Origin of the sequence: Natronohydrobacter thiooxidans, assembly GCF_001884735.1 — a bacterium.
GTDB classification, from domain to species: domain Bacteria; phylum Pseudomonadota; class Alphaproteobacteria; order Rhodobacterales; family Rhodobacteraceae; genus Roseinatronobacter; species Roseinatronobacter thiooxidans_A.
Genome location: NZ_MJAP01000014.1, coordinates 1 through 25,383, shown reverse-complemented (window position 1 = coordinate 25,383; position 25,383 = coordinate 1). Strand labels below are relative to the sequence as shown.

The window sequence follows — 25,383 nt, the reverse complement described above, 5'->3', positions numbered from 1 at the left end:
GGCCTCCGTTAACGGCTTGCGGCGCGCGGGCGCGCCGGGGCGGGTTCATGCATGCGGGCAAGGATGTCGCGCGAGACCGGGCAGCCCGCATTCGGATCGGGGCCGAAAGTGACCTGCGCTTCCTCCCAGACCGCATCGAGCGCGGCCAGATCTTCGGGGTCATCATCGCGCTCGGAGAGCAGCGCCTCGGCCTCGGGGGTCACTTCGATCTGCCCCAGTGCCACAAGTGCTGCCAGAACCGGCGCATAGATGCTCTCGCGCCGCGCCAGCCGCTCGGAGAGCGCCAGCAGGATATGGCCTGCATCCGCGAGAATGGCGCGCGCCTGATCGGGGCCTTGCGTGGACAGGAATTCCAGCAGCACCGGCAGGTGATCGGGCAGTTCCGGCCCCACCAGATCGAAGCCCCCCGCGCGATAGGTGTCCAAAAGGTCCACCATCGCCCCGCCCCGATCCCGGCTTTCGCCGTGGATATGCTCGAACAGGTTCAGAGACAGCGTGCGCGAGCGATCAAACAGCAGCACATAGCGTTCCTGCAGATCATAGAGATCATCCATCTCCAGCGACGCCAGCAGCGGCACCAGCGCCGCAATCTGCTCTTGGCGCAGCAGCCCCTCGCATGCGAGGGTCTGGCCGATTGTCGGAATGGCGGCCTGCAGATCCGGTGTCGGATAGCTCAGCAGCGCCGAGAATGCGCGAAAGGTTTTCATGCGATGAACTCCTGCGGGCTGCGAAATTTCTTGCCCTCGAAGAGCGTGCCGCCCGACGACCCGCTGGAGCAGCCATTGCCATCGGTAAAGCCGCAGCCGCCTTTCAGGTCATAGGCATCCTCTACCAACTCGCGATGCGTGGTCGGGATGACGAAACGATCCTCGTAATTGGCGATCGCCATCAGCTGATACATCTCGTCGATCTGGTCGGGCGTCATGCCGACGCGCTTGGCCACGCCCAGATTGATCACCCCATCCACGGTTTTCGACCGCATGTAGGAGCGCATTGCCAGCATCCGCTCCAGCGCGCTGACAATCGGGGCTTCATCGCCCGCCGTCAGCATATTGGCCAGATAGCGCACCGGAATGCGCAAGCTCTTCACATCCGGCATCTGGTCCTGCGCGCTGATCTTGCCCGCTTCGGCCGCGTTCTGAATCGGCGAGAGCGGCGGAATGTACCAGACCATCGGCAGGGTGCGGTATTCCGGGTGCAGCGGAAAGGCGATCTTCCATTCCATCGCCATCTTCCAGATCGGCGAGTTCTGCGCGCCCTTGATCCAGTCCTCGGGGATGCCTTCGACCCGTGCGGCCTCGATCACTGCCGGGTCGTTAGGATCAAGGAAGACGTCAAGCTGCGCGTCATAAAGCTGCTTTTCATCCGCCACGCCCGCCGCCTGACTGATCTTGTCGGCATCATAGAGCATCACCCCTAAGTAACGGATGCGCCCCACGCAGGTTTCCGAACAAACCGTGGGCTGTCCCGATTCCAGACGCGGATAGCAGAGCGTGCATTTCTCGGATTTGCCCGAAGACCAGTTGTAATAGATCTTCTTATAGGGGCAGCCCGAGACGCACATCCGCCAGCCACGGCATTTCTCCTGATCGATCAGGACAACACCATCATCCTCGCGCTTGTAGATCGCACCGGATGGGCAAGAGGCCACGCAAGCCGGGTTCAGGCAATGCTCGCACAGCCGCGGCAGATACATCATGAAGGTGTTTTCATATTCCCCATAGATGTCCTTCTGAATGCCCTCGAAATTGTAATCCTGCGAGCGCTTCGAGAACTCCCCGCCCAGAATTTCCTCCCAGTTGGGGCCCCATTCGATCTTCTCCAACCGCTCGCCCGAGATTTTCGACCGGGGCCGCGCGGTCGGAAATGCCTCCATTTCCGGCGCCGATTTCAGATGATCATAGTCGAAATCAAACGGCTCGTAGAAATCGTCGATCTCCGGCAGGTCGGGATTGGCGAAGATATTTGCCAGGATCCGCCATTTGCCGCCCTGCTTGGGCACAAGCTGACCCGAAGGGTCGCGCTTCCAGCCGCCATTCCAGCGTTTCTGGTTTTCCCAATCCTTGGGGTAGCCGATGCCGGGTTTGGTTTCGACATTGTTGAACCACGCATATTCAACGCCCTCGCGCGAGGTCCAGACATTCTTGCAGGTCACGGAGCAGGTGTGACACCCGATGCATTTATCGAGATTCAGCACCATTCCGATCTGGGCACGTACTTTCATTCCGCTGCCTCCGTTTTCGCGGGACGGTCGAGCCAGTCCACATTTTCCATCTTGCGAACGATCACCATCTCGTCGCGGTTCGCCCCAACGGTTCCGTAATAGTTGAAGCCGTAAGAGAATTGCGCATAGGCCCCGATCATATGCGTGGGCTTCGGGATCGCCCGCGTGACCGAGTTATGGATCCCGCCCCGCTTGCCGGTGATCTGGCTGCCCGGCGTATTCACGATCTTTTCCTGCGCGTGATACATGAAGGTTGTCCCGTCCTTCATCCGCTGGCTGACCACCGCACGCGCGGCAATCACCCCGTTCGCGTTGAACAGCTCCACCCAGTCATTATCGACAATCCCTGCGGTTCTGGCGTCATTCTCGGAAATCCAGATCACCGGCCCGCCACGGTTGAGCGTCAGCATCAAGAGGTTGTCCGAATAGGTCGAATGGATGCCCCATTTCTGGTGCGGCGTGATGAAGTTCAGCACCACATGCTTTTCCGCCGATTTCAGCGCGCGGGTGGCGTCAACCGTGATGGTTTTCAGATCGACCGGCGGCCGCCATGTGACGAAAAACTCGCCAAAGGCCAGCATCCATTCATGATCCTGATACATCTGCTGGCGTCCCGAGAGGGTGCGCCAAGGGATCAGCTCATGCACATTGGTCCAGCCCGCATTGTAGCAGACTTCCTCGGACTCGATCCCCGACCATGTGGGCGAGGAAATGATCTTGCGCGGCTGCACGGCAATGTCGCGGAAGCGGATTTTCTCGTCTTCCTTGACCTCGGCCAGATGGGCGTGGTTTTGCCCCGTGGCCTTTTCCAGCGCCTTCCATGCCTTGACCGCGACCTCGCCATTGGTTTCGGGCGCAAGCATCAGCACGACCTCGGCAGCATCAATCGCAGTGTCGATCTTCGCCATCCCCTTGGTCGGCCCCTCCGTATGGGTGCCGTTCAGCGCTTTCAGATGGTGCACCTCGGTCTTGGTATCCCAGGCAATCCCCTTGCCGCCGTTGCCGACCTTCTCCATCAACGGCCCCAGCGCAGTGAAACGCGCATAGAGGTTCGGGTAATCCCGTTCCACCGCGATATAGGCCGGCGCGGTCTTGCCGGGGATCAACTCGCATTCGCCCTTCTTCCAGTCCTTGACGAAAGGCTGCGCCAGTTCGCCGGGGCTGTCATGCTGCATCGGCAGTTGCACGATATCGGTTTCCACACCGAGGATTTCCGGCGCGACTTCGGAGAATTTCTTGGCAATCGCCTTGAAGATCTCCCAGTCGGTTTTCGACTCATAAGCCGGGTCCACTGCCGCCTGCAGCGGGTGGATGAACGGGTGCATGTCGGATGTGTTCAGGTCGTCCTTCTCATACCAGCTGGCCGTGGGCAGCACGATATCGGCATAGACCGCCGTCGTGGACATGCGGAAATCAATCGTCACCAGCAGGTCAAGTTTGCCCTCGGGCGCGTCCTTGTGCCATTTGGCCTCGACCGGCTTCTGCCGCCCCTCCTCCCCCAGATCCTTGCCCAGAACCCCGTGATCCGTACCCAGAAGGTGCTTGAGGAAATACTCATGCCCCTTGCCCGAAGAGCCCAGCAGGTTCGAGCGCCACACAAACAGGTTGCGCGGCCAGTTTTCCGGTGCATCCGGGTCTTCGCAGGACATTTCCAACCGGCCCGATGACAGTTCCTGCGCCACATAGGCCGGGATTCCCATCCCCGCCGCTTTCGCCGCCGCCCCCACTTTCAGCGGGTTAGTCTTGAGCTGCGGCGCCGAAGGAAGCCAGCCCATCCGCTCGGAGCGGATATTGTAGTCAATGAGCGAGAGCTTCTCGTAATCGCCCTCGGGCGCGGTGGGCGACAGGATGTCCTTGGCCGTCACCGTCTCATAGCGCCACTGGTCGGTATGGGCATACCAGGCAGAGGTCGAATTCATATGCCGTGGCGGGCGCGCCCAGTCGAGCGCAAAGGCCAAGGCCGTCCAGCCCGTCTGCGGGCGCAGCTTTTCCTGCCCCACATAATGCGCCCAGCCACCGCCCGACTGACCGACACAGCCGCACATCACCAGCATATTGATGACAGCGCGGTAATTCATGTCCATATGATACCAGTGGTTCATCGCCGCGCCGATGATCACCATGGATTTGCCGCCGGTCTTTTCAGCGTTGTCGGCAAATTCGCGGGCCACCTGAATGATCTTGTCGCGGCTGACACCAGTGATGCGCTCGGCCCATGCAGGCGTGAAGGGCACATCGGCGTTATAGTCATTCGCGACGTGATCGCCGCCCAGACCCCGGTCGAGCGAATAATTCGCGCAGAAGAGATCGAACACCGTTGTCACCAGTGCCTCGGATCCATCCGCCAGTGTGATCTTCTTCACCGGCACATTGCGCGTCAGCACATCGCCACGCGCATCGTTCTCCCACTGCCCGCTGGCCATGCCGCCGAAATAGGGGAAATCCACGCCCACCACATCGTCGCGGTCCTCATCAAGGATCAGCGACAGTTTGGGCGAGATCGCAGCCTCTTTCGCCTTCTCCTCCAGATTCCACTTGCCCTGCTCGCCCCAGCGGAACCCGATCGAGCCATTGGGCGCGACCAACTGGCCAGAGGTCTCGTCAATGCAGATGGTTTTCCATTCGGGATTGTTGGCCTCGCCCAAGGCGCCATCAAGATCAGCGGCCCGCAACTGCCGACCGGGAATATAGCGCTCGCCTTTCCTGTCCAGCCGGACCAGCATCGGCATGTCGCTGTATTTGCGGCAATATTCCTCGAAATAGGGCACCTGCCGGTCCAGATGGAACTCGCGCAGGATCACATGGCCAAAGGCCATCCCCAGCGCGGCATCGGTGCCTTGCTTGGCATTCAGCCAGACATCGCCGAATTTCGCCGCTTCCGAATAATCCGGGCAGATCACCGCGGATTTGGTGCCGCGATAGCGCGCCTCAGTGTAGAAATGCGCATCCGGCGTGCGCGTCTGCGGCACATTCGACCCCCAGAGCAGCAGATAGCCCGCATTGTACCAATCCGCCGATTCCGGCACATCCGTCTGCTCGCCCCATGTCATGGGCGAGGCCGGCGGCAGGTCGCAATACCAGTCATAAAAGCTCATGCAGGTGCCGCCCAGAAGCGACAGGTAGCGCGAGCCCGCCGCATAGCTGACCATCGACATGGCCGGGATCGGCGAGAAGCCGAACACCCGGTCCGGGCCATAGGTCTTGGCGGTCCAGGCATTCGCCGCCGCCGTCATCTCGGTCACTTCATCCCAGGATGCGCGCACGAACCCGCCCGTGCCGCGCTTGCGGGTGTAGCTGGCGCGGGCGGCGGGGTCTTTCTGGATCGCCTCCCAGGCCTGCACCGGCGTCATGCTGCGCCGCTTCTCGCGCCACAGCCGCATCAGCGCACCGCGCACCAGCGGCGTTTTCACACGGTTCGCGGAATAGAGATACCAGCTATAAGACGCCCCCCGCGCACAGCCGCGCGGCTCATGATTGGGCAGATCTGGCCGCGTGCGCGGGTAATCGGTCTGCTGGGTTTCCCAGGTCACGATCCCCGATTTGACATAGATCTTCCACGAACAGGATCCGGTGCAGTTCACCCCATGCGTCGAGCGCACGATCTTGTCATGGCGCCAGCGGTTGCGATAGGTATCCTCCCAGTCGCGGTTCTCAGTCGTGGTCTGGCCGTGCCCGTCCGAGAACGTATCCTTGCGGGTCGATTTCAGAAAGTTCAGCCGGTCAAGAAGATGGCTCATGGCTGTCTCCGTTCTTGTGTTGGATAGGGTGGGCGCGCGCGCCCACAGGCGAATTCAGCAGGGATAAGGCGCGTTCTTGCGGGCATAGAGCACCCAGTTCAGCGCCACATTGAAGGCAAAGAAGGCGGCCAGCCCCCAGAACACCGGTGCAGCGGACTGGAAGGCCGCGAAGGACCAGGCAAACAGCATCCCGAAAAGGAAAGGCCCGTAAGCCGCAATCGCCGCCGTGAAGCCGATCACGCCCCCCGCCTGACGCGGCGCAAACAGCATCGGCATCTGTTTGAAGGTCGAGGCATTGCCGACACCGGCAAAGAAGAAGAGCGCCAGCATCCCGGTCACGAACATGGGGAAAGAGGCCAGACTGTCCGCGCCGGTCACGATCCAGGCCACCAGACCGGCACAGACCAGCATGCCAAGCCCGGCCCAATGCGTCACCCGCGCGCCCCCCAGCTTGTCGGAAACCGGGCCTGCGATCACGCGGCTGGCCGAGCCGATCAGCGGCCCGTAGAACGCCCATGCCAGCGGATCGGGGGCGCCCTCATACTCGCCATAGATCAGGCGGATCAGCAGCGGGAAAGTCGCGGCCAGCCCGGAAAACGCCCCGAAGGTCATGATATAAAGCGAGGTCTGCGCCCAGGTATTGCCCGATTTGAAGATGTCGAACTGTTCGCGAAAATTCGAGGTGATGGGGATCGATTTGAGAAAGATCCAGGCCGTGATGCCGAAGACCGCGACAAAGGGGATCATCACCAGAGGCGCATTCTGCAGATAGATCTGTGAGTCAACGCCCGCGCGCGTCATCGTCTGCGGCTCGCCAATCCAGGCCATGCCGCCCAGAAGCGCGAATCCGATCACCCAGGGCGTGACGAATTGCACGACCGACACCCCGAAATTGCCGACCCCCGCCTGAATGGCCAGCGCCGTGCCTTGCAGGCGCTTGGGAAAGAACATGCTGGTCGAGGGCATGAAGCTGGAGAAATTACCCCCGCCCAAGCCCGCCAGAAACGCGAGCAGCATCAGCACCCAATAGGGCGTGGTCGGATCCTGCACGGCATAGAACCAGCCCACCAGCGGGATCAGCAGCGACAGCGTGGAGAGCGAGATCACATGCCGCGTGCCATAGATCGGCACCAGAAACATATGGATCAGCCGCAAGCTGCCGCCCGCAAGGCCCGGCATCGCCGCCAGCCAGAAGAGCTGGCTTGCGGTGAACTGGAACCCGATCTGCGGCAGACGCACCACCAGCGCCGAAACCAGAAACCAGGTGATGAAGGCCATGGTCAGCGCCGCCGTGGTCAGGATCAGCGTGACCCATGCCTGCCGCTTGCCGCCCGCCTCCCAGAAAGCCTGATTTTCAGGCTCCCAATTCTGCAACCACGTCCGCGACGACGGGATCTGATTTGTCTGTTGTACCGTCATTGGTGTCTCGCCTTTCCTGGCTGAACTTGTGGCGGACCCACACCCTTGCGGGCCCGCAATACTCGGTGGATCACTCGGCGGGCTGCGCTCTGCTGCGCCCGATCTGCGCAAGCGCTGCGCGCAGCTCCTCGACCGAGCGGAACTGGGCTTTCAGTTGCAGCCCCGTGCCGCGCTCGGTCAGTTCGACCTTCTCGGATGTCACGAAAATCGCGGCCAATTCCTGATCGAGGGCTTTCTTCTCGGCCGCCTCACGCGCGATCTCGCGGTCTACGGAAGAGATGACATATTCATCCCCGAACCCGCCCTCGGGCTCTTTCAGCCAGAACCAGCACACGACCCAGCTGATCGCCGCCCCTGCCGCGATGATGAAGAAAAAGGTCGAGGCATCGACGAACATGAAGACGAAGAGGTAGAATACCGCGCCGACATTGCCGTAGGCGCCCGCCATGCCCGAAATCTGGCCCGTGACCCGGCGCTTGATCGAGGGGACAATCCCGAAGGTTGCACCCTCCGCACCCTGCACGAAGAAGGAGCACAGGATGGTGATGGCAATCGCGATCACCAGCGGCCAGCTGGAGTTCAGAAGCCCCATCATCACGAAGCCAAGCGCAATGCCGAACATATAGGCCATCATCACGAAGCGGCGGTTGCCGAAACGGTCAGAGACCAGCCCGCCCATGGGCCGCGCGAACAGGTTCACGAAGGCAAAACTCGCCGCGATCAGACCGGCGGCCACAGCCGTCAGACCCCAGGTTTCCTGAAAGAACATCGGCAGCATCGACACCACGGCCAGTTCCGCGCCGAAATTGGCGAAATAGGTGATGTTCAGCGCCGCAACCGACTTGAACGGATATCTGTCATCCTCCGGCACGCCCTTGCGCAGGATCGGAACATTGACGCGGATCGCCTGCCAGACCTGCCAGGTCACGATCACGGCGATGGCCGCGTAGCAGATGACAGCCGTCATCGCGTCGATATAGCCCATCAGTTGCACGCGATAGACAAGGATCGACAGGATCCCGACCAGCGGCACCGTGAAGATGCACAGCATCACCAGATCGCCCCAGCTCGACACTTCCAGAGCCGAGGCCTTGCGCGGTTTCTTATGCGTGTCCTTGGTCGGCCCGTCGGTGATGGCGAACCAGTAGAAGACACCATAGGCGGCGATCACCAGCCCCGAAGTCGCGATGGCCCAGCGCCAGCCCTCCGGGCCGCCAAAGATCTGCAGCGCGATCACCGGCAGCGTCATCGCGGCGGCAGCCGAGCCGAAATTCCCCCAGCCCGCAGCAAACCCTTCGGCAAAGCCGATGCTGCGCGGCGGGAACCACAGCGCCACCATATGAATGGTCACAACGAATGACGCCCCGATCGAGGACAACACAAGCCGCGACATGAACAGCACTTCGCGCGTATCGCCAAAGGCAAAGACCCAGGTCGGGATCGCCATCAGCACCATCAGCACGGAAAACACCCGGCGCGGGCCATAGCGGTCCAGCGCCATGCCGACGATGATGCGGGCGGGAATGGTCAGGGCCACATTCGCAATGGCAAAGAGGCGGATATCATCCCGCGTCAGCCAGTCCACCGAGGCAAGCATGGAACTAGCCAGCGGGGCCATGTTGAACCAGACATAAAACGACATGAAAAAGGCAATCCATGTCAGGTGGAGCGCCTTGATCTCGGCATTCTTGTAGCGGAAAAGATCGCTGATCTGCATGTCAGACCTCGAAATCAGATGTGAAGCGGAATCATTCGGCGTGGGTCGGAATGATCAGAAGCGGACAGGGCGCGCGCCGCGCGAGAAAGGCGCTGGTCGAACCAAAGGTCATGTGGTCGAACTCCTCGACCAGCGCATCCAGCTTGCGGGTGATGAAGCTCAGCGGGCCGGGGTCGGGCTTGTGGCTGTGTCGGGCGAGAACCAGCAAATCCGGCTGCTTCTCTTCGACCGCGCGCAGGATCATCTTGCGCGCATCCCCCTCGGCGATCAGAACAGAGGTCTCGAAACCATCCGCGGCCAGACCATGCGCCGCCGCTTCGGTCCCCGATTTCTGCTCCTCATACTGGGCCCTGAACATGTCATCGGCGCCAGCGGTCGTGCTGCCCACATCCTCGACCACGGAAATGAGCGTTATCCGGGGTTTGATCGGGTTGAACAATCCGCGCACCGCATCAAGTGCGATCCGCGAATTGCGGGAATTGTCATAGGCCAGCATCACATGCATGGGCGTCTCCTGAAGGGTGCAGGCGCACGAGAACGCACCTGCTCTGGCGCGACAGGGACATAGCGCCGGGTCAGAAAACTTGATGCATGTCAATCTGAGCGGCTGGCCTGCACGAAAACACGCCGGAATTGCCGCCTGTCGTGGTTGCCTTCACGGAAGCACAATTCGTCATCCGAAAAACGCGAATTGAAGCGTTGACTTTATGGGTCACTTCAATTGATAATTGTTAACCGACCAAAAGCGAGAACCGATGCGCCCCGATACAGACCCCCAGATTCGGCACCTTCCCCTGTTCCGCGACATGGTACAGGCCAATTTCACCGAACTGATGACCGCCTCTTACGACCAGATCTTCCCGCCGGGTCTGGAAATGATCCGGCAGGGCGATCCGGCCGATTTTCTGCATATCGTGATGGAAGGCTCGGTCGAACTGGTCGGACAATGGGCCGGGCGCGAATGCACCATGGCCGTGGTGCGCCCGGTCTCCACCTTCATTCTGGCCGCCTGTATCCGCGACGCCCCCTATCTGATGACCGCCCGGACGCTGGAGCGCACGCGCATCGTACTGGTCCCCGCCTCGGATCTGCGCTCAATGTTCCGGCGCGACCCGGAATTCGCGGTCGCCGTGATCAACGAGCTTGCCGCCTGTTACCGCTCGGTGGTGCGCAGTGCGAAATCGATGAAACTGCGCAACTCGCGTGAACGTGTCGCGGCGTATCTGCTGCGCCATTCCATCATCGCGGGCGGCGCAGCCAGCTATACGCTGGCGGTCGAGAAACGCCTGCTGGCCTCTTACCTGGGGATGACGCCCGAGAACCTGTCGCGCACGCTGAAATCCCTGGAGAGCAATGGCATAAAGATCGACGGCGCGCGGGTCATCATCACTGACCGCGCCAAACTGACAGCGCTGGTCAAGCCGGACAAACTGATCGACGGGCTGGACGTAGGTTCCACCGCGACCGGAACGGGGCTGATCACCTGACACGGCTTTTGAAATGCTCACCTCAGGCGGCGACTCCTAGCCTTCCGCCTTTTCCGCCAGCATCAGCCATTCTTCCTCAGCCGCCTCCAATGCGGCCTGCCTTGTGCTCAGCGCCTCGGTCGCCTTGCGGAATTTCACCGGCTCGCGGGTGAACAGTTCTGCATCCGACAGCAAATCGGCCAGTTTCGCGATCTCCGCTTCCAGCCGCGCAATTTCCGCAGGCAGTGCCTCCAGCCGGTGGGATTCAGTGAAACTCAGCCCCGATCTGGCCGCAGCCTTGGGCTTGCCCTTGGCCGGGGCAGCAGTAGCCGCCGGTGTTTTCTCGACCGGCGCCTTCACCTCGGGCCGCTGCGCCAGATAATCGCTCCAGCCGCCCGCATAGGCCGTCACCCGTCCCTCGCCCTCAAAAACCAGCGTAGTCGAGGCGATCCGGTCGATGAAATCCCGGTCATGGCTGACCAGCAGCACTGTGCCATCAAACTCGCCCAAGATATCCTGCAACAGATCCAGCGTTTCCACATCCAGATCATTGGTCGGCTCGTCCAGCACCAGCAGATTGGCAGGCTGCGCCATGATCCGCGCCAAAAGCAGCCGCGCCTTCTCGCCCCCCGAAAGCGAGCGCACCGGCGCGCGCGCCTGCGCCTCGTCAAACAGGAATTCTTTCAGATAGCCCACGACATGTTTGGGCGTGCCGCGCACCATGACCTGATCAGCCTGCCCCGGCACCCGCATCAGCGGATCGCCGGTCAGGTTCTCCCAGAGCGTGGCATTGGGATCAAGCTGCGCGCGGGTCTGATCAAAGACCGCCATTTCCAGATTGGTGCCGCGCCGGATCATGCCGCTATCCGGCTCCATCTGCCCGGTGATCAGCTTCAGCAGCGTGGTCTTGCCCGCGCCATTCGGGCCGACAAAGGCCACGCGCTCGCCGCGCAGCACCCGCAGCGAGAAATCGCGCAGAATGGGGCGGTCGCCGAAGCTCTTGCTCACATGCTCCAGCTCGGCGACCAGCTTGCCCGAGGGCGGGGCCGCTTCCAGCGCCATCGCCGCTGTGCCCTGCCGCTTGATCTGGCTTGCCCGCTCGGCCCGCAGCGCGGCCAAAGCCCGCACCCTGCCCTGATTGCGCTTGCGCCGTGCCGAAATCCCCTCAACCGCCCAGCGCGCCTCGGCCTTGATCTTGCGGTTCAGCTTGTGGCGGGCCTCATCCTCGGCGGCCCAGATCGTGTCGCGCCATTCCTCGAACCCGTCAAACCCCGATTCGCGGCGCCGCACCTGTCCGCGATCCACCCAGAGCGTCGCCCGCGTCAGCGCCCGCAGGAAGGCGCGGTCATGGCTGATCAGCACAAACGCCGCCCGCGTCTCGCGCAGCCGCGCTTCCAGCCAGCCAATCGCATTGATATCCAGATGGTTGGTCGGCTCGTCCAGGAGCATCAATTCCGGCGCTTCGGCCAGAAGCTTCGCGAGCGCCGCCCGCCGCCGCTCGCCGCCAGAGGCCCGCTCGGGCGCAAGATCAGGGTCAAAATCCAGCCCCTCGGCGGCCATCTCGATGCGATACACCTCTGACGGATCAAGGTTCTGCGCCGCAAATTCGCCCAGAGTCGCGAAACCCGCGAAATCCGGGTCTTGCTCCATATAGCCGACCGTCGTGCCGGGCGAGAGCGAGCGCGCGCCGGAATCGGCCTCGACCAGCCCCGCCATGACCTTCATCAGCGTGGATTTGCCCGAGCCATTGCGCCCCACCAGCGCCACGCGGTCGCCGGGCTGGATCACCAGATCAAGCCCGTCAAAAACCGGATTGCCGCCGAAAGTCAGCGAGATGTTCGAAAGTTGCAGAAGGGGTGCCTGTGCCATGGCCGCGCATATAGACTGCGCCCTGCGCCAGTGAAAGGGCTTTCCGCGCTGGCGCCCTTCCCGATCAGCCTGCGCCGCAGCCCGTTTTCATGCCCCCGGACTTCATCTTGCCCAACTTCATCTTGCCGAAAAATACTCTCACTGAGAGGCCGCGGGCCGCAAGGCCCGCCCCCCGTCAACCGCGCTTGCCGCGCAGCCTGCCCAAGCTGGTCGGAATGCACGCTAGATCTGGCGCAACCGCCAGTCCAGCACCGCCTCGATCACGGCACGGATCGCCGCCAGATAGCGGCTGTCCGAGGGCAGCGGTTCCGGCGCCACCCCGATGCCGAAAGCCGCACTCATCAAAGTGCCATTGCCCAGACGCGGATGATGCCGGCCCTGCGCCTTGCGGTAGCGGTCGGCGTGATGGGCGTCCTCCAGCAGTCGCGCCATCAGCGCAGGCCACTCCGGCTCTGGCCGCGCAATCAGCACACGCGCCGCCACACGGATATCCCCATGCGTGATTTCCCGCATCAGCCCAGCGCCCTGCGCAGGCGGCAAGCAAAGCCGCGTAGCGGATTTGCGGGGTTGGGCGGGCGGGCCGTCTGCGCAGGGGGCGTCATGCACTGACCTCAACACTCGCAAAAGGACCGGGGCCGAACAGATCCGAGACCTGCGCCACCTCGATCACCACCCCGCCCCCGTCCTGCGCCTGCATCGCGGCGGAATAGAGCCATTCCGGCGCGCTCAGCGTCACCTCGCGCAGCACTGCCCCGCCCTGACGCACGCGCAGCAGATAGGCTTCCGCCACCTCGGAGAGCGGCACCTCCACCATTCCCCAGCCATCACCGCCAATCCGCGTACGCCGCACCCAACGCACCACCAGCGCGCCCGCCCCATCCGGCCGCGCCCGCAGATGCGCAGGCCGGTAGGGCCGCAGCCCGACCCCCCGGAACACCGCCTCGAAATCGCGCTGGCTCGGGTCGCTCAGGGGCCGCGAGGCAGGCCCGATCCGGTAGCCGCGCGGCAGACCCAGCGCACCCGACGGCACCGGCAATTGCTCCAGCCGCGCATCGACCATGACCACCAGCGCCCCCGCAGGCCAGGTCTCGGGCATGATCCCGTCGGTCCCCTGCTGCCCCCGCAGCCGCATCCGCAGATCATAGACACCCGGCGCGACCAGCTCGGCCTCGGCGAACTGGAACAGCTCCCAGTCCTCGCCCAGACCAATCGCCATCAGATTGGCCCCGCTCAGCACCGCCAAGGGCGCCGCGCTCGCCAGCGTGCCGCTCAGCATCCGCACCCGCAGCGCAGGGCCACGATCCCACAGCCCCGGCGCACTGGCGGCAAGCGCGGTTTCCGTCACCCCCACCACCGCAGGGGCACCGACCAGCACCTCCAGATCGAATTGCTCGCCCCCCGCGCGATGATGCACCGCCACCAGCCCCGGCCAGACCCGCGCCGTGATCCCCAGCCAGGGATGATGCGCCTCTTCCTCGCCGGTGATCAGCGGCAGGTCCAGAAACACCGGCTGCACCGGCCCCGGCGGCTGGAAATTCAGCAGCCCCAAACCCGCGCGCCCGGTCTCGCCCCAGTCATAGAGCTTGTCCTCGACCCGCGTGGCCTCGATCATCCGCCCGCCCGAGAGCGTCGCGCGGTCGATCCGCCACAGCCCCACACCTGTGCCCAGATCCAGCGCCACCACATCCCCCGCGCCCAAATCGCGCGAGGGCGGCAGCCGCAGCCGCAACGTGTCGCGCGCCACCCGCGCCTGTGCCAGCCAGCGCTCTGCGATCAACACCGCCTCGCCCTCGGACAACACCAGCGGCAGATCAGACCCGCTCGCCCGCAAGGCCGTTGCGTCGGGATAGACCGCTTCCGCCACCCGCATCTCGAAATCCGCGCCTTCCTCGACATAGCCCAGCCGCACCCGGCCCGAGAGTTCCGCCTCGGGCGCGCGGATCAGCGTCACATCCCCTTCATCACTGCGCGCCAGATCATCGCGGCCAAGGCTCGCCAGTGCCCGCCCGTTGCGCATCTGAAAAATCAGCCGCCCCTCGCGTTCGACGGCCTCGACCCCGTAGGCCAGCATCAGAGATTGCAGCATCGCGCGCGGCGCCTCGGTCGATGCCGCAGCAAAGCCGCGCACCACCCCATGCACGCGCAAGACATCCACATCCGCGACACCCGCCCGCGCGCAAATCTCGGCGATCAGCGCATCCAGCGGCTGGCCCGTCGCGCGCCCGGTGATCCAATGCCCGCGCGCCCAGTTGGCCCCGTCCGACCACATTGCCGCATTGCCCGGAAACCACGGATAGGGCCGCGCATCCCAGGCCCAGAGATGGGCGCGCGACATATCCACCATCGGCCCCTCGTAAATCTCCGAGACCGGGTTATGCGCAGGCTCCGCCCAATAGGCATTGACCGCGCGGATATATTGCATCTGGATCGCATCATCGCGCCAACCGCGCGAGAAATGGGGCGCGAAACTCTCAGAGGATTTCGGGTCCAGAAACACATTCGGCTGGTTCGTGCCCCGGTCTATCGCCGCGCAGCCATATTCGGTGAACCAGAAGGGCTTGGAACGCGGCTCCCAGTCGGTTTTCAGGGCCGCACGCACGCCCCCCACCCGGTCATGATGGTCATTCTCCCACCAGCCGCGCAAATCCTTATAGCGCCAGATCCAATGCTCGCCCCATTCGCTTGTGTCCTCAATCGGCGTACGGATCTGCGCCGCGCGATCCGGATCCGAGGCATAGAACCAGTCATAGCCCTCGCCCCCCGCAACATTGCCGGTCAGATAGCCCAGATCATGCACAGTCCCGAAAGCGGCATCCGCATGATCCGCCCCATCGCGCCAATCCGAGAGCGGCATGTAATTGTCGATCCCGATCAGGTCGATATTCTCATCCGCCCAGAGCGGATCAAGATGGAAGAACCGGTCGCCCTCGCCCGTGATATAGCCGAAATATTCCGACCAGTCGGCGGCATAGGTCAGCTTCACCTGCGGCCCGAGGATCGCGCGCACCTCCGCCGCCAGCGCCCGCAGCGCCGCCACTGCCGGAAAGCTGTTGCCCGCGCCCCGGATCTGCGTCAGCCCGCGCATCTCGGATCCGATGCAGAAGGCATCCACGCCCCCCGCCGCTGCACAGAGCGCCGCCTGATGCAGGATGAAGCGCCGGTAGCGCCAGTCCTGCGGCCCGGAATAGCTGACCACCCCGCCGGAAATGCTGAAATGACTCGCCTGCGCGGTCCCGAAAAACGCCGCAACCTCGGCTTCCGCCTCCGCCGTGCCATCCGTGCTGCCCGCCAGCCCCGGTGCCTTCACCGTGGTGATCCGCCCCCGCCAGGGCAGAACCGGCTGATCCTCGGCATCTGACCACGGGTCCGGCAGGCTATTTCCGGCAAGCACTTCCATCAGCATGAACGGGTAATAGACAACCTTCTGCCCGCGCGCATTCAGCGCGGCAATCGCCTCGATCACCGAGGCATCCGAGGGCGTGCCGCCATAGACCGGGCGCCCTTCCACGCGCGGCACTTCCGGCGTGGCACTCGCCGCGCGCCCGGCCACGGACCAGGGCTGCGCAGGCGCCATCCGGTCGGAATACTCGACCTTCGGCTCCACTGTGCAGACCCCCGCCCGCAGGTCCGATCCGAACCACGACACAATCAGCAACGTCGAGCCGCAATTAGGCAATTCGCGCATCAAGGCATCAAGCGAGCTGTCCAGATCGCTCAGCCCGGAAGGCGCATTCAGGTTCATCGGCACATCGGCGGGGGTGCTGGAAAAACCGCTCAGCGCCCCCGAAAAACCATCGCCACCCGCGCCCCCGCCCCGCGCATAAACCGGCGTCGTCGCCAGCGCGAAATCCCCCGATCCCGGCATCAGCGCCACCGCCTGCACATGATCCGACAGGCTTTGCCGCGCGTCCGACTGCACCGCGCGGATCACCTCGAAACTCAGTTGCGGCACGCGATTGCCAAACGCGCCCAGTTCCAGATCCTCGATCACCAGATAGGCAATTCCGCGATAGGCAGGCACCTGCCCTGCCCCCTCGATAGCCTCGATCAGCGGATCAGGCAGTTGATCGTCGCCGCCGGAATAGAGCCGGATATTCAGATCCGCCGGTGCAAGCTCCTGCCCGTCGGCCCAGATGCGCCCCACGCCCAAGACCGGCCCCTCGCACAGTGCGACCGCCACCGAGATCGAATAGGAATATTCCCGCACCTTCGGTTTCCTGACGATCTTGCCGCCCCCGCCCGAGGTCGTGACAGTCTCGCGGAACTCGGACGACCAGATCACCTGCCCGCCCAGCCGCACGCGCCCCCAGACCAGCGGCACCGGCGCGCCCTCGCTCGCCCCGGTCATCCGCAGCCGCTCGATCCGGCCCGCCTCGATCACCTGAGAGCCCCCGCCCAGCAGCCGCTGGTCGATCATGCGCCCGACAGTCGCGCCAATCGCGCGGCCCACGACCATGCCCGTCAGGCCCAGAAACGTGCCGCTGACGCCAGAGCCGATCGCCGCGCCGACCGCAGACAGGACCAAGGTTGCCATGGGTTACTCCAGTTCAGTCAGAAATCGGCGGAAAATCAAAGCGCGCCACGATGCGCCGCGCCCAAGGCTGCGACAGCGGGGCCCGCACCACGCCCGCGCGCGGGCAGGCATGGATGAACCCCCGCCCCGCCTCGCATTGCACGCCCAGATGCTTGGCCAGCGCCCGCGGCTGCAGCCGGAACAGCAGCACCTGCCCATCGGCAGGCACAAGCGCCGGGACCAGATGCCGCGCGAGCGCGGCCCAGAGCCGCTCCTCCGCCCCCGCCTCATCCCAGCGCGGGCTGTAATCCGGCAGGGCTTCGGGCAAGGGACCATGCCGCGCGCGCCACAGCCCGCAGATCAGCCCCAGACAATCCGCCCCCACCCCGCGCAGGCTGGCGCGGTGGTGATAGGGCGTGCCGATCCAGAGCGCGGCTTCGTCCAGAACGCCGCGCGCGCTCATCCCGAGCCCCGCCGCGCGCCGCCGGAATTGGGCGCCCCCGCCTTGGGATAGGCACTCATCCAATCCTCGCCCGGAATATGCGGGAAGCCCTGAAAATTCAGCATATTGTCGAATTTCAGCCGACAGGTCGCAGCCTGCCTGTCGCAGCCCACCTCCAGCCGCACCATATCGCCGGGCGCAAGCGGCGCGCGCAGACTGTCCCAGAGCGTCAGCACGCGCGCGCCGTCGCGCATCCGGTCATCGCGGATATGCCCGACCAGCCCTTCCGCCGCGCCCGACAGCACCAAAAGCCGCCCCGCGGCAAACCAGCCCGGCCCGACCGTCCCGACCGGCGCAAAACCTATCTCCACGCCCTCACCCGCGAAGACCACCGGCACTTCCGCGACATACCCCGGCGCCCCCAGATCGACCCGGCAGGCATGATCCCCCAGCACCGCCGAACAGGCCGCATGATAAATCCGCCCCCCCGGCTGCCCCAGCGGCTCCGACAGCCCGCGCAACTCGGCCCGGAACGCGCCCCCGGCCCGCGTGATCTCGCCCAAGCTGCCGCGAAAGATCAGCCGCCGCTGCGCCACATCGGCCCAGTTCACTTCCCAGATACGCAGCCCCGCGCCATCATAGCGTCCCGCCAGAATATCCTCCTCGCGCAGCCCCGCATCGCGCAAGGCCCCCACCGCCTCGGAGTTGTCCACCGCAAGCCCCGTCACCTGCTCCAGCGCCCGCGCGGTCAGCCCGGCCTCGGCGCGAAACACCACACCTTCAAAACCCAGATCCCGGTCATGATCAGTGAAGCCCAGCACCGCGCCGCCAGCCCGCTCCAACGCCCAGGCCCGGCAGATCGTCGTGGCCCCTGTGGCCAGATGCGCGCTCAGGCTCACAGCCGCACCTCCACCACCGGGACTTTCGGCACTTCGCCCGCCTTGAAACTCGCGACTGATATCTGGATCAGATCGCTGTCGAACCGCACCGGCACGTCAAACTCAAACCCCGCGCTGACTTCCGCCCCCAGATCAGGCGCCCAATTGAAACTCACAATGCCGGTTGCCGCATCAACCTCGTAATCCTCGCCCAGCGTCATCGCCTCTGCGCCGATCCCGGCCAGAACCGAGCCCACCACAGGTTTCGCGATCTCGCGCCACCAGACCTGTTCGCCCGACCGATACCCCTTGCGCAGCTGAAAGCTGCGCGTCTCGCCATCGCCGAAGCCCAGAAGCTGGTCGAACGCTGTCAGGGGTTTCGAGGCCGGGGCCGAGCGGTAATCCCCCCAATCCTTCCAGCGAAACCCGTGCAGCATGCCCTGCCGCGCCTCGAAAAACGCGATCACCGCTTCCAGATCATCCAGCGCCCGCAGCCCAAACCCCGCATCATAGCGCCTGCGCGACCCGGCCCAGGGCGTGTTGCGTTCCTCATGCCCATTGGCAAGCTCAACAATCTCGGTGCGCCGCTCCGGCCCACCCAGCGCCCCGAAACTCAGATTGGCCGGGAAACGAATTTCGTGAAATGCCATTGCTCTGCCCCCTCAGCGATTGCGAGCGCCCTGCGCGAGCAGGCGGCCCATCTGCGCGGCGATCTGCGTCTGCGAGCGCTGGAACCCCGCCACATCCGGCGTCGAGATATTGAAGGTCACATGGACCGGACCGCCGCCGCCTGCCCCGCGCACCCCCAGCCGCCCATCCGGCCCGCGCGAGAGCGGCAGGATCGCCTCCGGCCCCGCCTCGCCCATCAGCCCCGTGGTGCCGCCGCGCATGGGAAAGGCCGTGGCCTGCGAGATCACGCCCCCCGTGGCGAAAGGCATCACCCGCCCCGCGCTGAAGGCACCGCCTTGCGCAAAGGGCAGCAAGGCCCCGGCAAGTGCGCCGCCCAGCGCGTTCTGCACCGGGCGCATCGCGGCACTATAGACCGAATTGATCATCGTCTGGGCAATGCCGCGCAGCGCATCCTGCAACCGCATCCCGTCAAAGATCACCCCGTCAAAAGCCCGCCGCAGCCCGGTCGAGAAATTGCGCGACAGCGCATCAACCTCGCGCCCGGTAAAGACCAGATTGCGCCCCAGCCCCGCCAGCTCGCTGTCGAAATCGGATACCAGCCCCGTGGTCTGGCCAAGCCGCGCCTCCAGCGCCGCAATCTGCGCTTCAAGGTCACTGAGCGTTGTCATGTCGCTTGCCTTTCGTGTCAGGGTAGCGCGCCGCCAGTTCCTCCAGCCGCGCGCGTGTGAAGGGGCCGGGCGCGGCCTCCAGCCCCGCCATCAGCATCAGTTCCGCCGGCGTCAGCGCCCAGAAATCGCGCGGATGCAGTCGCAACTCGCGCAGCCCCAGCCGCATCAGCGCGGGCCAGTCGAACCCGGGCGCACTCATGCAGGCGGCGTGAAGGCACGCGCAAGCAGTTCCGCCGCGATCCGCGCCGCGCCCGGCAAGCCCCCCGCGATCTCGGCGCGCATCAGATCCGACGCCTGCCCCTGCCAGCCGCCGCCGCGCAGCCCCGCCACGATCAGCGCCAGCACATCGCGACCGGAAAACCGCCCCTGCTCGAACCGCTCCACCAGCCCAAGGATCGTGTCCTCGCCAAGCGCGGTTTCCAGCTCCGCCAGCGCGCCCAGCGTCAGGCGCAGCACATGCATCTCGCCATCAATGACCAGCGCCACCTCGCCTGCATGGGGGTTGGTCATGGCGCCCCCTCATCATCCGGGTGCGGCGGCTCGACCGGATCGCTGGGATCGCCCGGATCTTCCGGGTCCGCCGGGTCGCCGGGGGCAAATTCCGCGCTCATATCGGGCAGAAATTCCAGCATCCCGGCCGAGGCCAGCGACAATTCAAACGTCGCCTCACCATTATGACTGCCCGCATAATCAAGGCCCGTAATCAGGAACGGCCCCTCGACCACCCCGAAATCGGGAATGATGATCTGAAACTCCGGCGTCTCGCCATTGAAAAAGATCGCCCGCGCGCGCTCATCGGTCGCCGCATCGCGAAACACGCCCGAGCCCGAGATGCTCGCCGATTTCACCCCCGCGCCGCCCAGCAACTCGCGCCAGCCCTGTTGCGACGAGACCGAGGTCACATCGACCGACTCGGCATTGAAACTCAGCCGCGTCGCGCGCAGCCCCGCGACAGTCTCGAACTGTCCGGTCCCGGTCATATCGACCTTGACCAGCAGATCCTTGCCATTCTGTGCGCCCATCTGCGCCCCCTTATGTTGCGTGAACTCAGTTGTCTTCGACCCGCGCACGGAACCGCAGGTCGATCCGCCGGGTCTGGTCGCCCTCGATCTTGCGCGCCTCGGCCCGCTCGAACCACAGCCCGACCAGCCGCCCGCGCGAAAGCACCAACGCTGGCGCGTCCAGAAGCTCACTGATCCGCGCGGCAATCTCCTTGGCGGCCAGAAACCCCATGGCATTGCTCACCACGCTGATCACCAGCCGGTGCTCGGCCCCGTGCCCGGTCTTGTCAGAGCGGTCGAACACCTCTTCGGGGCCGATCAACACATAGCTCGCAGGCGGCGTCGCAGGCGGGATCGCGTCAAAAATGGCGTCTCCCACAAGCGCCTGCAGTGCCGCATCCCCTACCATCCGCGCATAGATCGCCGCCTGCAGCGCGGGTGCAATCACATAGCTCATGCGGGCATCTCCTCTCGCGCCGTGCAGATCAGATAGCGCCCCTGCACATCCGCCTCGGCCACAGCCAGAATTCGAAACAGCCGCGCCCCCTCACGAAAGCGTTGCTCCGGGCGCGGGCGCTGATCCGATCCCACAGGCGCAGCACGCACCAGAATGCGCAGGCTCACCTCGCCCGCAGGCCCCAGCGCGGCAAAGCGCTCCCGCCCGGCTCCGGCCCGGATCTCGGCCCAGAGCGTGCCCAGACCCTGCCAGCTCACAGCAAAACCCCCGGCACCATCCGGCACCGTCACCGGCGTCTCCAGCACCAGCGCGCGGCTCAGATTGGGCGCGCGGTTCATGCGCCCCCTCCCATGCGCAGATCGCGCCAGCGTTCCAGCAGCGACCGGATGCCGAAAGCCGCATCACTATCGCCGGTGCCGTCGCGCCCTTCGTAATATTGCGCGGCCAGAAGCAGCACCGCCTGCCGCAGATCCGCCGGGATATCCTCCCAGGCCGGGCCGAACCCGGCGGTAAAGCCAATCTCGACCCGCCCCCCCGTCGGGATCATCGGCAGCGCCGTTCCCGCCGCTTCCAGCCTTGGCCGCGTGCCATCGCCGTCCAGCCGGTAGCGCGTGGGCGAGACCACCATCTCCACCCCGCCCGCATTGACCAGCGTGACCGAGGCCACAGCCACCACCGGCGCCACCGGCAGACGCTGGGCATAGTCCTCGCGCCAGCGCGTCAGCACCAGCAGATAGTCGCGCCGGAACAAGGCCCGCGCCACGCGCCCCTCGACCGAGGCCAGCGCCGCGCGCAGATATTGCTCCAGCGTGGCATCCGGCGTCACCTCATCGGAAAACCCCGATCCCAGGCGCAGATGCGCGCGAAACTCTGCCAGAGGCAGGGCAGCAGCAGGAACAGGGCTGGTCTCTCTCAGATCCATCTCGGGGCCTCGTGCAGAGATTCAGGAAAACAACGGGGTGCCCTGCCCCATGCCGCGACCGGCACAGGGCAGGACCGGCAGGATCATTCCTCGCCGAATTTCAGCAGCTTGATCGCCTTGAAATCCGACACATCGCCGCCCACGCGCTTGGTGGCATAGAACAGCACATGCGGTTTCGCGCTGAACGGATCGCGCAGCACCCGCAGATCCGGGCGCTCGGCAATCGTGTAGCCAGCGGCAAAATCGCCAAAGGCAATCGCATAAGCATCCGTCGCGATATCGGGCATATCCTCAGCCACCAGCACCGGATATCCCATCAGCCGCGCAGGCTCGCCCGCCGCCAGACCATCCGACCACAGGAACCGGCCATCGTTGTCCTTCATCTTGCGCACTGCACCGGCGGTTTTCGAGTTCATCACGAAAACCGCATTGGCGCGGTAGGACGCCCCCAGCGCATAGACCAGATCGACAATCGCATCCGCCGGATTGGTGCTCGCAAAATCGCCATCCTCGCCGGTCGCGATATAGCCGATCTCGCCCCAGTCCCAATCCGCATCCGCCACCGCGTCATGGTCCAGAAAGCCGCGCGGCTTGTCCACACCATCGCCATTGATGAAAGCCGCCGCCTCGGCCCGCGCGAATTTCGACGCGATCCGCCCGGCCAGCCAGCCCTCGACATCGAACGCACTGTCATCGAGCAGCCGCTGGCTCGCCTTTGGCATCGCCGACAATTCATGCAGGCGGATCGGAATACGGTCGATCTTGGGCGTGGCCCCTTCCAGCACATCGTCGGTTTCCGTGGCCCAGCCAGAGGCCACATCGCTGTGATCGACCAGCACATCAAAGGAACTCGCCTCAACCGTCACAACGCTCGCAATCGCCCGGATCGAGGCCGTCGCCGCCAGCGTCGATTTGATGCTCTCCGCCGTCTGCGGATCGACCAGATAGCCGCCATCAACCGGGGTCAGCGTGTTCAGCCCCTTGGTCTCGATCTCAAGGCCCCGCATCGGGCTCTCATCGCCGCGCCGCAGATAGGCGTCAAACGCCTTGTGATGCAGGCTCAGGCCCGCATCGGCCTGGGCAAGCACCGGGCGGGCGGGGGTAAAGGCAGTCTTGCGATCCAGCATGGTCAGTCGCTCTTCTGTTTGAGAAAGTTTCCGGGTGATTTCCGCCTGAAAGGCGTCGAAGTCCTGCGCGAAGCCCTGCATCGCACTCTTGAGTTCAAGGCCATCGGCGACGGGCAAAGCCGTGCCGCTCTGGCCCGGTGCCATGGGCACGGGGTCTGTCATGGTCGTCTCTCCTGCTTGGAATAGGGTGATTTCAGGTCAGGGGGCAGAATAGCGCGCTGCCCCCAAGATCAGGTGAAGCCAGCGTGCGCCGCTCAGAGCCGCGCAACACGCAGCCTTGCGGCCCGCATCTCGGCGCTCAGGCCCGCAAGCTGGGCCAGCAGATCCGATTTCGACGCGATCCGCGCCTCGGCCTGCATCGGGAATGTGACCAGCGAGACCTCCCAGAGATCCAGCTCCACCAGCCTGCGCCCGCCCCCCGCCACCGCCTCGGCGCGAATTGTGCGATAGCCAATCGACAACCCGTCAACCGCCCCCGCTTGCAAAAGCGCCTTGGCCTCGCGGGCGCGGGCCACATCTGGCAGCAACCGCCCCGTCACATGCAGCCCGTGCGCATCCTCATGAACCTCATCCCAGATCCCGATCGGCTGCGCCGGATCATGCTGCCAGAGCATCCGCACCCGCTCGCCCCGCGCCGCCAGACGCTTCAAAGACGCAGCATAGGCCCCGGGCAACACCGTATCGCCGCCCTTGTCGCGCCGCCCAAAGACCGAGGCATAGCCCGAGATCCGGTGCCCGTCTTCAAGCACCACACCAGCATCACGCTGCAAATACTTGTATTCCATGCGAAATCCTTTCACTGCACGATGCTCAGAAGCGCCAGCGCGCCATGCATCAACACGCCTGCGGCCACGCCATAAACCGCCAGCCACAGCCGCTTTTCCAGCCGCTCGAACGCCCCTTCCAGCCGCCCGAGACGAAAATCCAGCGCCTCCTTGCGCGCCTCAAAGAGCCGCTCCTGCGCCTCCAGATGCACCTGCGCCGCCTCGAAACTGTCATAGAGAAAGCGCGAGCCACCCACGGCCCGCCGCGCGCTCATGCGCCCTCGACAAGCGGCGGCAGCCCCAGCAGCACGCGCTTTTCGGCATCGGTCAGGAAGCTGGCCTCGCCCACGCGCCGCCATTGCTGTTCGCGTTCAACCGCGAGCGCCGGCACCTGATCCAGATCCGGCCTCAACTCGACCGCCCCCGGAATGAACCCCGACAGCCAATGCGCCACCGCCGCCGTGACCCGCATCGCCATCGGCAGCACCGTCAGCCGGTAAAAGGCGCGATTGGCCTCTTGGTAATTGGCGTAAGTGGCCTCTCCCGGCACCCCCAGCAGCATCGGCGGAATCCCGAAAGCAATCGCGATCTCGCGCGCCGCCGCCTCCTTGGTCTTCTGGAATTCCATGTCAGAGGGCGAGAACCCCATCGGCTTCCAGTCGAGCCCCCCTTCCAGCAGCATCGGACGCCCCGCATTGCGCGCGCCCTGATGATGCGCCTCCATCTCCGTCTGCAAGCGCTCGAACTGCTCGGGGCTCAGCGCGCCCTGCCCATCCGCGCCGCGATAGACAATCGCGCCAGAGGGCCGCGCGGCATTGTCGAGAAGCGCCTTCGACCAGTTCGACGCCGAATTATGCACATCCACCGCCCGCCGCGCCGCTTCCAGCGGCGACAGCCCGTAATGATCATCCTGCGGATGGAAAGAGCGGATATGACAGATCGGTGCGACGCCGCCCTGCACATGAAACCGATGCACCTTGTTGCCGACCGTATAGTCATAGCCCACCGGCCAGCCATCCGCGCCCGGCACCACGCTCATCCGGTCCGAACGCAGCACATGCAATTCGCGCACCGCGCCCGCCTCATCCGTGACCGCCTCCAGATAGGCATTGCCCGACAGCAGCAGCTGCGCATAAAGTGCCTCGAACAATTCGCTCCGCCCCTGCGCCGGATTGGGCCTGGTGATCAGATCCAGCACCGGATGGCTCTCATAGCGCCGCTCGCAATCCTGCAGCACCAAAGGCAACGCAGATGCGGCCTCGGCAATCAGCTTCACGGCCCGAAACCCCACCGGATTGCCCAGAAACCCGGCGCGGGCCAGCGACACCCCGTCGCGCGCCGTCCAGCCCGTCCCGGCCACGCCATAAGCCAGGCCCTTCCCGGCAATCCGCCCCGCCGTCAGCGGCCCGACAGCCGAGGCCTTCGCCTCTGCCCCCGCCTGAACCGCCGTCTCCGGGGCCTTGCCCCTGCGCAAAAACTCGAACATCTCAGGCTCTCTCCATCCAACCCAACCCCATTTTCTTGCCGGAAATACTCTCGGGGGGGCGCC

At 64.7% G+C, this 25,383-nt stretch carries 23 protein-coding genes and 1 pseudogene; 1 reads left to right on the top strand and 23 read right to left on the bottom strand.

Going from position 1 to position 25,383, the window contains the following annotated elements:
* Window positions 1-8 precede the first annotated feature (8 nt).
* The 6 genes from narJ to BG457_RS10520 all read right to left on the bottom strand — a co-directional run bounded on the left by narJ (window position 9) and on the right by BG457_RS10520 (window position 9,602).
* Complete coding sequence (gene narJ, locus BG457_RS10545) at window positions 9-707, bottom strand: nitrate reductase molybdenum cofactor assembly chaperone (protein ID WP_071797123.1); 699 nt, start codon at window positions 705-707, stop codon at window positions 9-11.
* On the bottom strand, window positions 704-2,224 hold the full coding sequence (gene narH, locus BG457_RS10540) for a nitrate reductase subunit beta (RefSeq protein ID WP_071797122.1): 1,521 nt from the start codon (window positions 2,222-2,224) through the stop codon (window positions 704-706). Before narH ends, narJ begins: the two co-directional genes overlap by 4 nt.
* Window positions 2,221-5,961: a nitrate reductase subunit alpha gene (locus tag BG457_RS10535; protein WP_071797121.1), complete on the bottom strand. Its 3,741-nt coding sequence runs from the start codon at window positions 5,959-5,961 to the stop codon at window positions 2,221-2,223. Before BG457_RS10535 ends, narH begins: the two co-directional genes overlap by 4 nt.
* A gap of 54 nt (window positions 5,962-6,015) precedes the next feature.
* Window positions 6,016-7,380: an MFS transporter gene (locus BG457_RS10530; RefSeq protein WP_071797120.1), complete on the bottom strand. Its 1,365-nt coding sequence runs from the start codon at window positions 7,378-7,380 to the stop codon at window positions 6,016-6,018.
* Between the two features lie 70 nt (window positions 7,381-7,450).
* Entirely contained in the window at window positions 7,451-9,097 is a 1,647-nt protein-coding gene (locus BG457_RS10525; protein ID WP_071797119.1) for an MFS transporter, read from the bottom strand.
* Between the two features lie 31 nt (window positions 9,098-9,128).
* Window positions 9,129-9,602 (bottom strand): universal stress protein, encoded by a 474-nt coding sequence (locus tag BG457_RS10520; protein WP_071797118.1) that lies wholly within the window; start codon window positions 9,600-9,602, stop codon window positions 9,129-9,131.
* Between the two features lie 250 nt (window positions 9,603-9,852).
* On the opposite strand from BG457_RS10520, the gene BG457_RS10515 reads away from it, so the two are divergent.
* Window positions 9,853-10,584 carry a cyclic nucleotide-binding domain-containing protein gene (locus tag BG457_RS10515; protein WP_071797117.1) on the top strand — a complete coding sequence of 244 codons (732 nt, stop codon included), beginning with the start codon at window positions 9,853-9,855 and terminating at the stop codon, window positions 10,582-10,584.
* 36 nt (window positions 10,585-10,620) lie between these two features.
* Here the strand turns inward: BG457_RS10515 and BG457_RS10510 are convergent, their stop codons facing one another.
* From BG457_RS10510 to BG457_RS10430, 17 genes and pseudogenes are all read right to left on the bottom strand, one after another.
* Window positions 10,621-12,432, bottom strand: a complete 1,812-nt coding sequence (locus BG457_RS10510; RefSeq protein WP_071797116.1) for an ABC-F family ATP-binding cassette domain-containing protein — start codon at window positions 12,430-12,432, stop codon at window positions 10,621-10,623.
* 222 nt (window positions 12,433-12,654) lie between these two features.
* A complete protein-coding gene (locus BG457_RS10505) occupies window positions 12,655-12,945 on the bottom strand; it encodes a DUF7742 family protein (protein WP_071797115.1) in 291 nt (96 codons plus the stop codon).
* Between the two features lie 85 nt (window positions 12,946-13,030).
* Window positions 13,031-16,966 carry a baseplate multidomain protein megatron gene (locus tag BG457_RS10500; RefSeq protein ID WP_071797114.1) on the bottom strand — a complete coding sequence of 1,312 codons (3,936 nt, stop codon included), beginning with the start codon at window positions 16,964-16,966 and terminating at the stop codon, window positions 13,031-13,033.
* Between the two features lie 13 nt (window positions 16,967-16,979).
* Window positions 16,980-17,408: a C40 family peptidase gene (locus BG457_RS10495; RefSeq protein WP_071797113.1), complete on the bottom strand. Its 429-nt coding sequence runs from the start codon at window positions 17,406-17,408 to the stop codon at window positions 16,980-16,982.
* Window positions 17,405-18,286 (bottom strand): DUF2163 domain-containing protein, encoded by an 882-nt coding sequence (locus BG457_RS10490; RefSeq protein WP_071797112.1) that lies wholly within the window; start codon window positions 18,284-18,286, stop codon window positions 17,405-17,407. Before BG457_RS10490 ends, BG457_RS10495 begins: the two co-directional genes overlap by 4 nt.
* Window positions 18,283-18,915, bottom strand: a complete 633-nt coding sequence (locus BG457_RS10485; protein ID WP_071797111.1) for a DUF2460 domain-containing protein — start codon at window positions 18,913-18,915, stop codon at window positions 18,283-18,285. Before BG457_RS10485 ends, BG457_RS10490 begins: the two co-directional genes overlap by 4 nt.
* Window positions 18,916-18,927: 12 nt before the next feature.
* Window positions 18,928-19,563: a phage tail tape measure protein gene (locus BG457_RS10480; protein ID WP_071797110.1), complete on the bottom strand. Its 636-nt coding sequence runs from the start codon at window positions 19,561-19,563 to the stop codon at window positions 18,928-18,930.
* On the bottom strand, window positions 19,547-19,762 hold the full coding sequence (locus tag BG457_RS10475) for a rcc01693 family protein (RefSeq protein WP_071797109.1): 216 nt from the start codon (window positions 19,760-19,762) through the stop codon (window positions 19,547-19,549). Before BG457_RS10475 ends, BG457_RS10480 begins: the two co-directional genes overlap by 17 nt.
* A complete protein-coding gene (locus BG457_RS10470; protein WP_071797108.1) occupies window positions 19,759-20,073 on the bottom strand; it encodes a gene transfer agent family protein in 315 nt (104 codons plus the stop codon). Before BG457_RS10470 ends, BG457_RS10475 begins: the two co-directional genes overlap by 4 nt.
* A 110-nt stretch (window positions 20,074-20,183) precedes the next feature.
* Window positions 20,184-20,585 (bottom strand): annotated as a pseudogene (locus BG457_RS10465) (phage major tail protein, TP901-1 family); the annotation flags it as partial.
* Between the two features lie 25 nt (window positions 20,586-20,610).
* On the bottom strand, window positions 20,611-21,021 hold the full coding sequence (locus BG457_RS10460) for a DUF3168 domain-containing protein (protein ID WP_071797107.1): 411 nt from the start codon (window positions 21,019-21,021) through the stop codon (window positions 20,611-20,613).
* Window positions 21,018-21,359: a head-tail adaptor protein gene (locus tag BG457_RS10455; protein ID WP_071797106.1), complete on the bottom strand. Its 342-nt coding sequence runs from the start codon at window positions 21,357-21,359 to the stop codon at window positions 21,018-21,020. Before BG457_RS10455 ends, BG457_RS10460 begins: the two co-directional genes overlap by 4 nt.
* Window positions 21,356-21,943 (bottom strand): head-tail connector protein, encoded by a 588-nt coding sequence (locus tag BG457_RS10450; RefSeq protein ID WP_071797105.1) that lies wholly within the window; start codon window positions 21,941-21,943, stop codon window positions 21,356-21,358. Before BG457_RS10450 ends, BG457_RS10455 begins: the two co-directional genes overlap by 4 nt.
* An 83-nt stretch (window positions 21,944-22,026) precedes the next feature.
* A complete protein-coding gene (locus BG457_RS10445) occupies window positions 22,027-23,232 on the bottom strand; it encodes a phage major capsid protein (RefSeq protein WP_139257679.1) in 1,206 nt (401 codons plus the stop codon).
* 92 nt (window positions 23,233-23,324) lie between these two features.
* A complete protein-coding gene (locus tag BG457_RS10440) occupies window positions 23,325-23,855 on the bottom strand; it encodes an HK97 family phage prohead protease (protein WP_071797104.1) in 531 nt (176 codons plus the stop codon).
* Window positions 23,856-23,866: 11 nt separating this feature from the next.
* Window positions 23,867-24,109, bottom strand: coding sequence for a GTA head formation protein, RCAP_rcc01685 family (locus BG457_RS10435; protein WP_071797103.1), 243 nt, complete (start codon window positions 24,107-24,109; stop codon window positions 23,867-23,869).
* The gene (locus BG457_RS10430) at window positions 24,106-25,320 is read right to left on the bottom strand and encodes a phage portal protein (RefSeq protein WP_071797102.1); all 1,215 of its coding nucleotides are present in this window, start codon (window positions 25,318-25,320) and stop codon (window positions 24,106-24,108) included. The genes BG457_RS10435 and BG457_RS10430 overlap by 4 nt, the downstream gene beginning before the upstream one ends.
* Between the last annotated feature and the right edge of the window lie 63 nt (window positions 25,321-25,383).

Bases quoted from the DNA above. Each gene is read 5' to 3' on its own strand.
- BG457_RS10520 (WP_071797118.1), bottom strand. From the start codon at position 9,602: ATGCATGTGATGCTGGCCTATGACAATTCCCGCAATTCGCGGATCGCA.
- BG457_RS10480 (WP_071797110.1), bottom strand. From the start codon at position 19,563: ATGACAACGCTCAGTGACCTTGAAGCGCAGATTGCGGCGCTGGAGGCG.
- BG457_RS10430 (WP_071797102.1), bottom strand. From the start codon at position 25,320: ATGTTCGAGTTTTTGCGCAGGGGCAAGGCCCCGGAGACGGCGGTTCAG.
- BG457_RS10535 (WP_071797121.1), bottom strand. From the start codon at position 5,961: ATGAGCCATCTTCTTGACCGGCTGAACTTTCTGAAATCGACCCGCAAG.
- BG457_RS10440 (WP_071797104.1), bottom strand. From the start codon at position 23,855: ATGGAATACAAGTATTTGCAGCGTGATGCTGGTGTGGTGCTTGAAGAC.
- narH (WP_071797122.1), bottom strand. From the start codon at position 2,224: ATGAAAGTACGTGCCCAGATCGGAATGGTGCTGAATCTCGATAAATGC.
- BG457_RS10505 (WP_071797115.1), bottom strand. From the start codon at position 12,945: ATGCGGGAAATCACGCATGGGGATATCCGTGTGGCGGCGCGTGTGCTG.
- BG457_RS10455 (WP_071797106.1), bottom strand. From the start codon at position 21,359: ATGAACCGCGCGCCCAATCTGAGCCGCGCGCTGGTGCTGGAGACGCCG.
- BG457_RS10445 (WP_139257679.1), bottom strand. From the start codon at position 23,232: ATGACAGACCCCGTGCCCATGGCACCGGGCCAGAGCGGCACGGCTTTG.
- BG457_RS10460 (WP_071797107.1), bottom strand. From the start codon at position 21,021: ATGAGCTATGTGATTGCACCCGCGCTGCAGGCGGCGATCTATGCGCGG.
- BG457_RS10530 (WP_071797120.1), bottom strand. From the start codon at position 7,380: ATGACGGTACAACAGACAAATCAGATCCCGTCGTCGCGGACGTGGTTG.
- BG457_RS10515 (WP_071797117.1), top strand. From the start codon at position 9,853: ATGCGCCCCGATACAGACCCCCAGATTCGGCACCTTCCCCTGTTCCGC.
- BG457_RS10495 (WP_071797113.1), bottom strand. From the start codon at position 17,408: ATGAGCGCGCGCGGCGTTCTGGACGAAGCCGCGCTCTGGATCGGCACG.
- narJ (WP_071797123.1), bottom strand. From the start codon at position 707: ATGAAAACCTTTCGCGCATTCTCGGCGCTGCTGAGCTATCCGACACCG.
- BG457_RS10475 (WP_071797109.1), bottom strand. From the start codon at position 19,762: ATGAGTGCGCCCGGGTTCGACTGGCCCGCGCTGATGCGGCTGGGGCTG.
- BG457_RS10500 (WP_071797114.1), bottom strand. From the start codon at position 16,966: ATGGCAACCTTGGTCCTGTCTGCGGTCGGCGCGGCGATCGGCTCTGGC.
- BG457_RS10435 (WP_071797103.1), bottom strand. From the start codon at position 24,109: ATGAGCGCGCGGCGGGCCGTGGGTGGCTCGCGCTTTCTCTATGACAGT.
- BG457_RS10470 (WP_071797108.1), bottom strand. From the start codon at position 20,073: ATGACCAACCCCCATGCAGGCGAGGTGGCGCTGGTCATTGATGGCGAG.
- BG457_RS10525 (WP_071797119.1), bottom strand. From the start codon at position 9,097: ATGCAGATCAGCGATCTTTTCCGCTACAAGAATGCCGAGATCAAGGCG.
- BG457_RS10485 (WP_071797111.1), bottom strand. From the start codon at position 18,915: ATGGCATTTCACGAAATTCGTTTCCCGGCCAATCTGAGTTTCGGGGCG.
- BG457_RS10450 (WP_071797105.1), bottom strand. From the start codon at position 21,943: ATGGATCTGAGAGAGACCAGCCCTGTTCCTGCTGCTGCCCTGCCTCTG.
- BG457_RS10510 (WP_071797116.1), bottom strand. From the start codon at position 12,432: ATGGCACAGGCACCCCTTCTGCAACTTTCGAACATCTCGCTGACTTTC.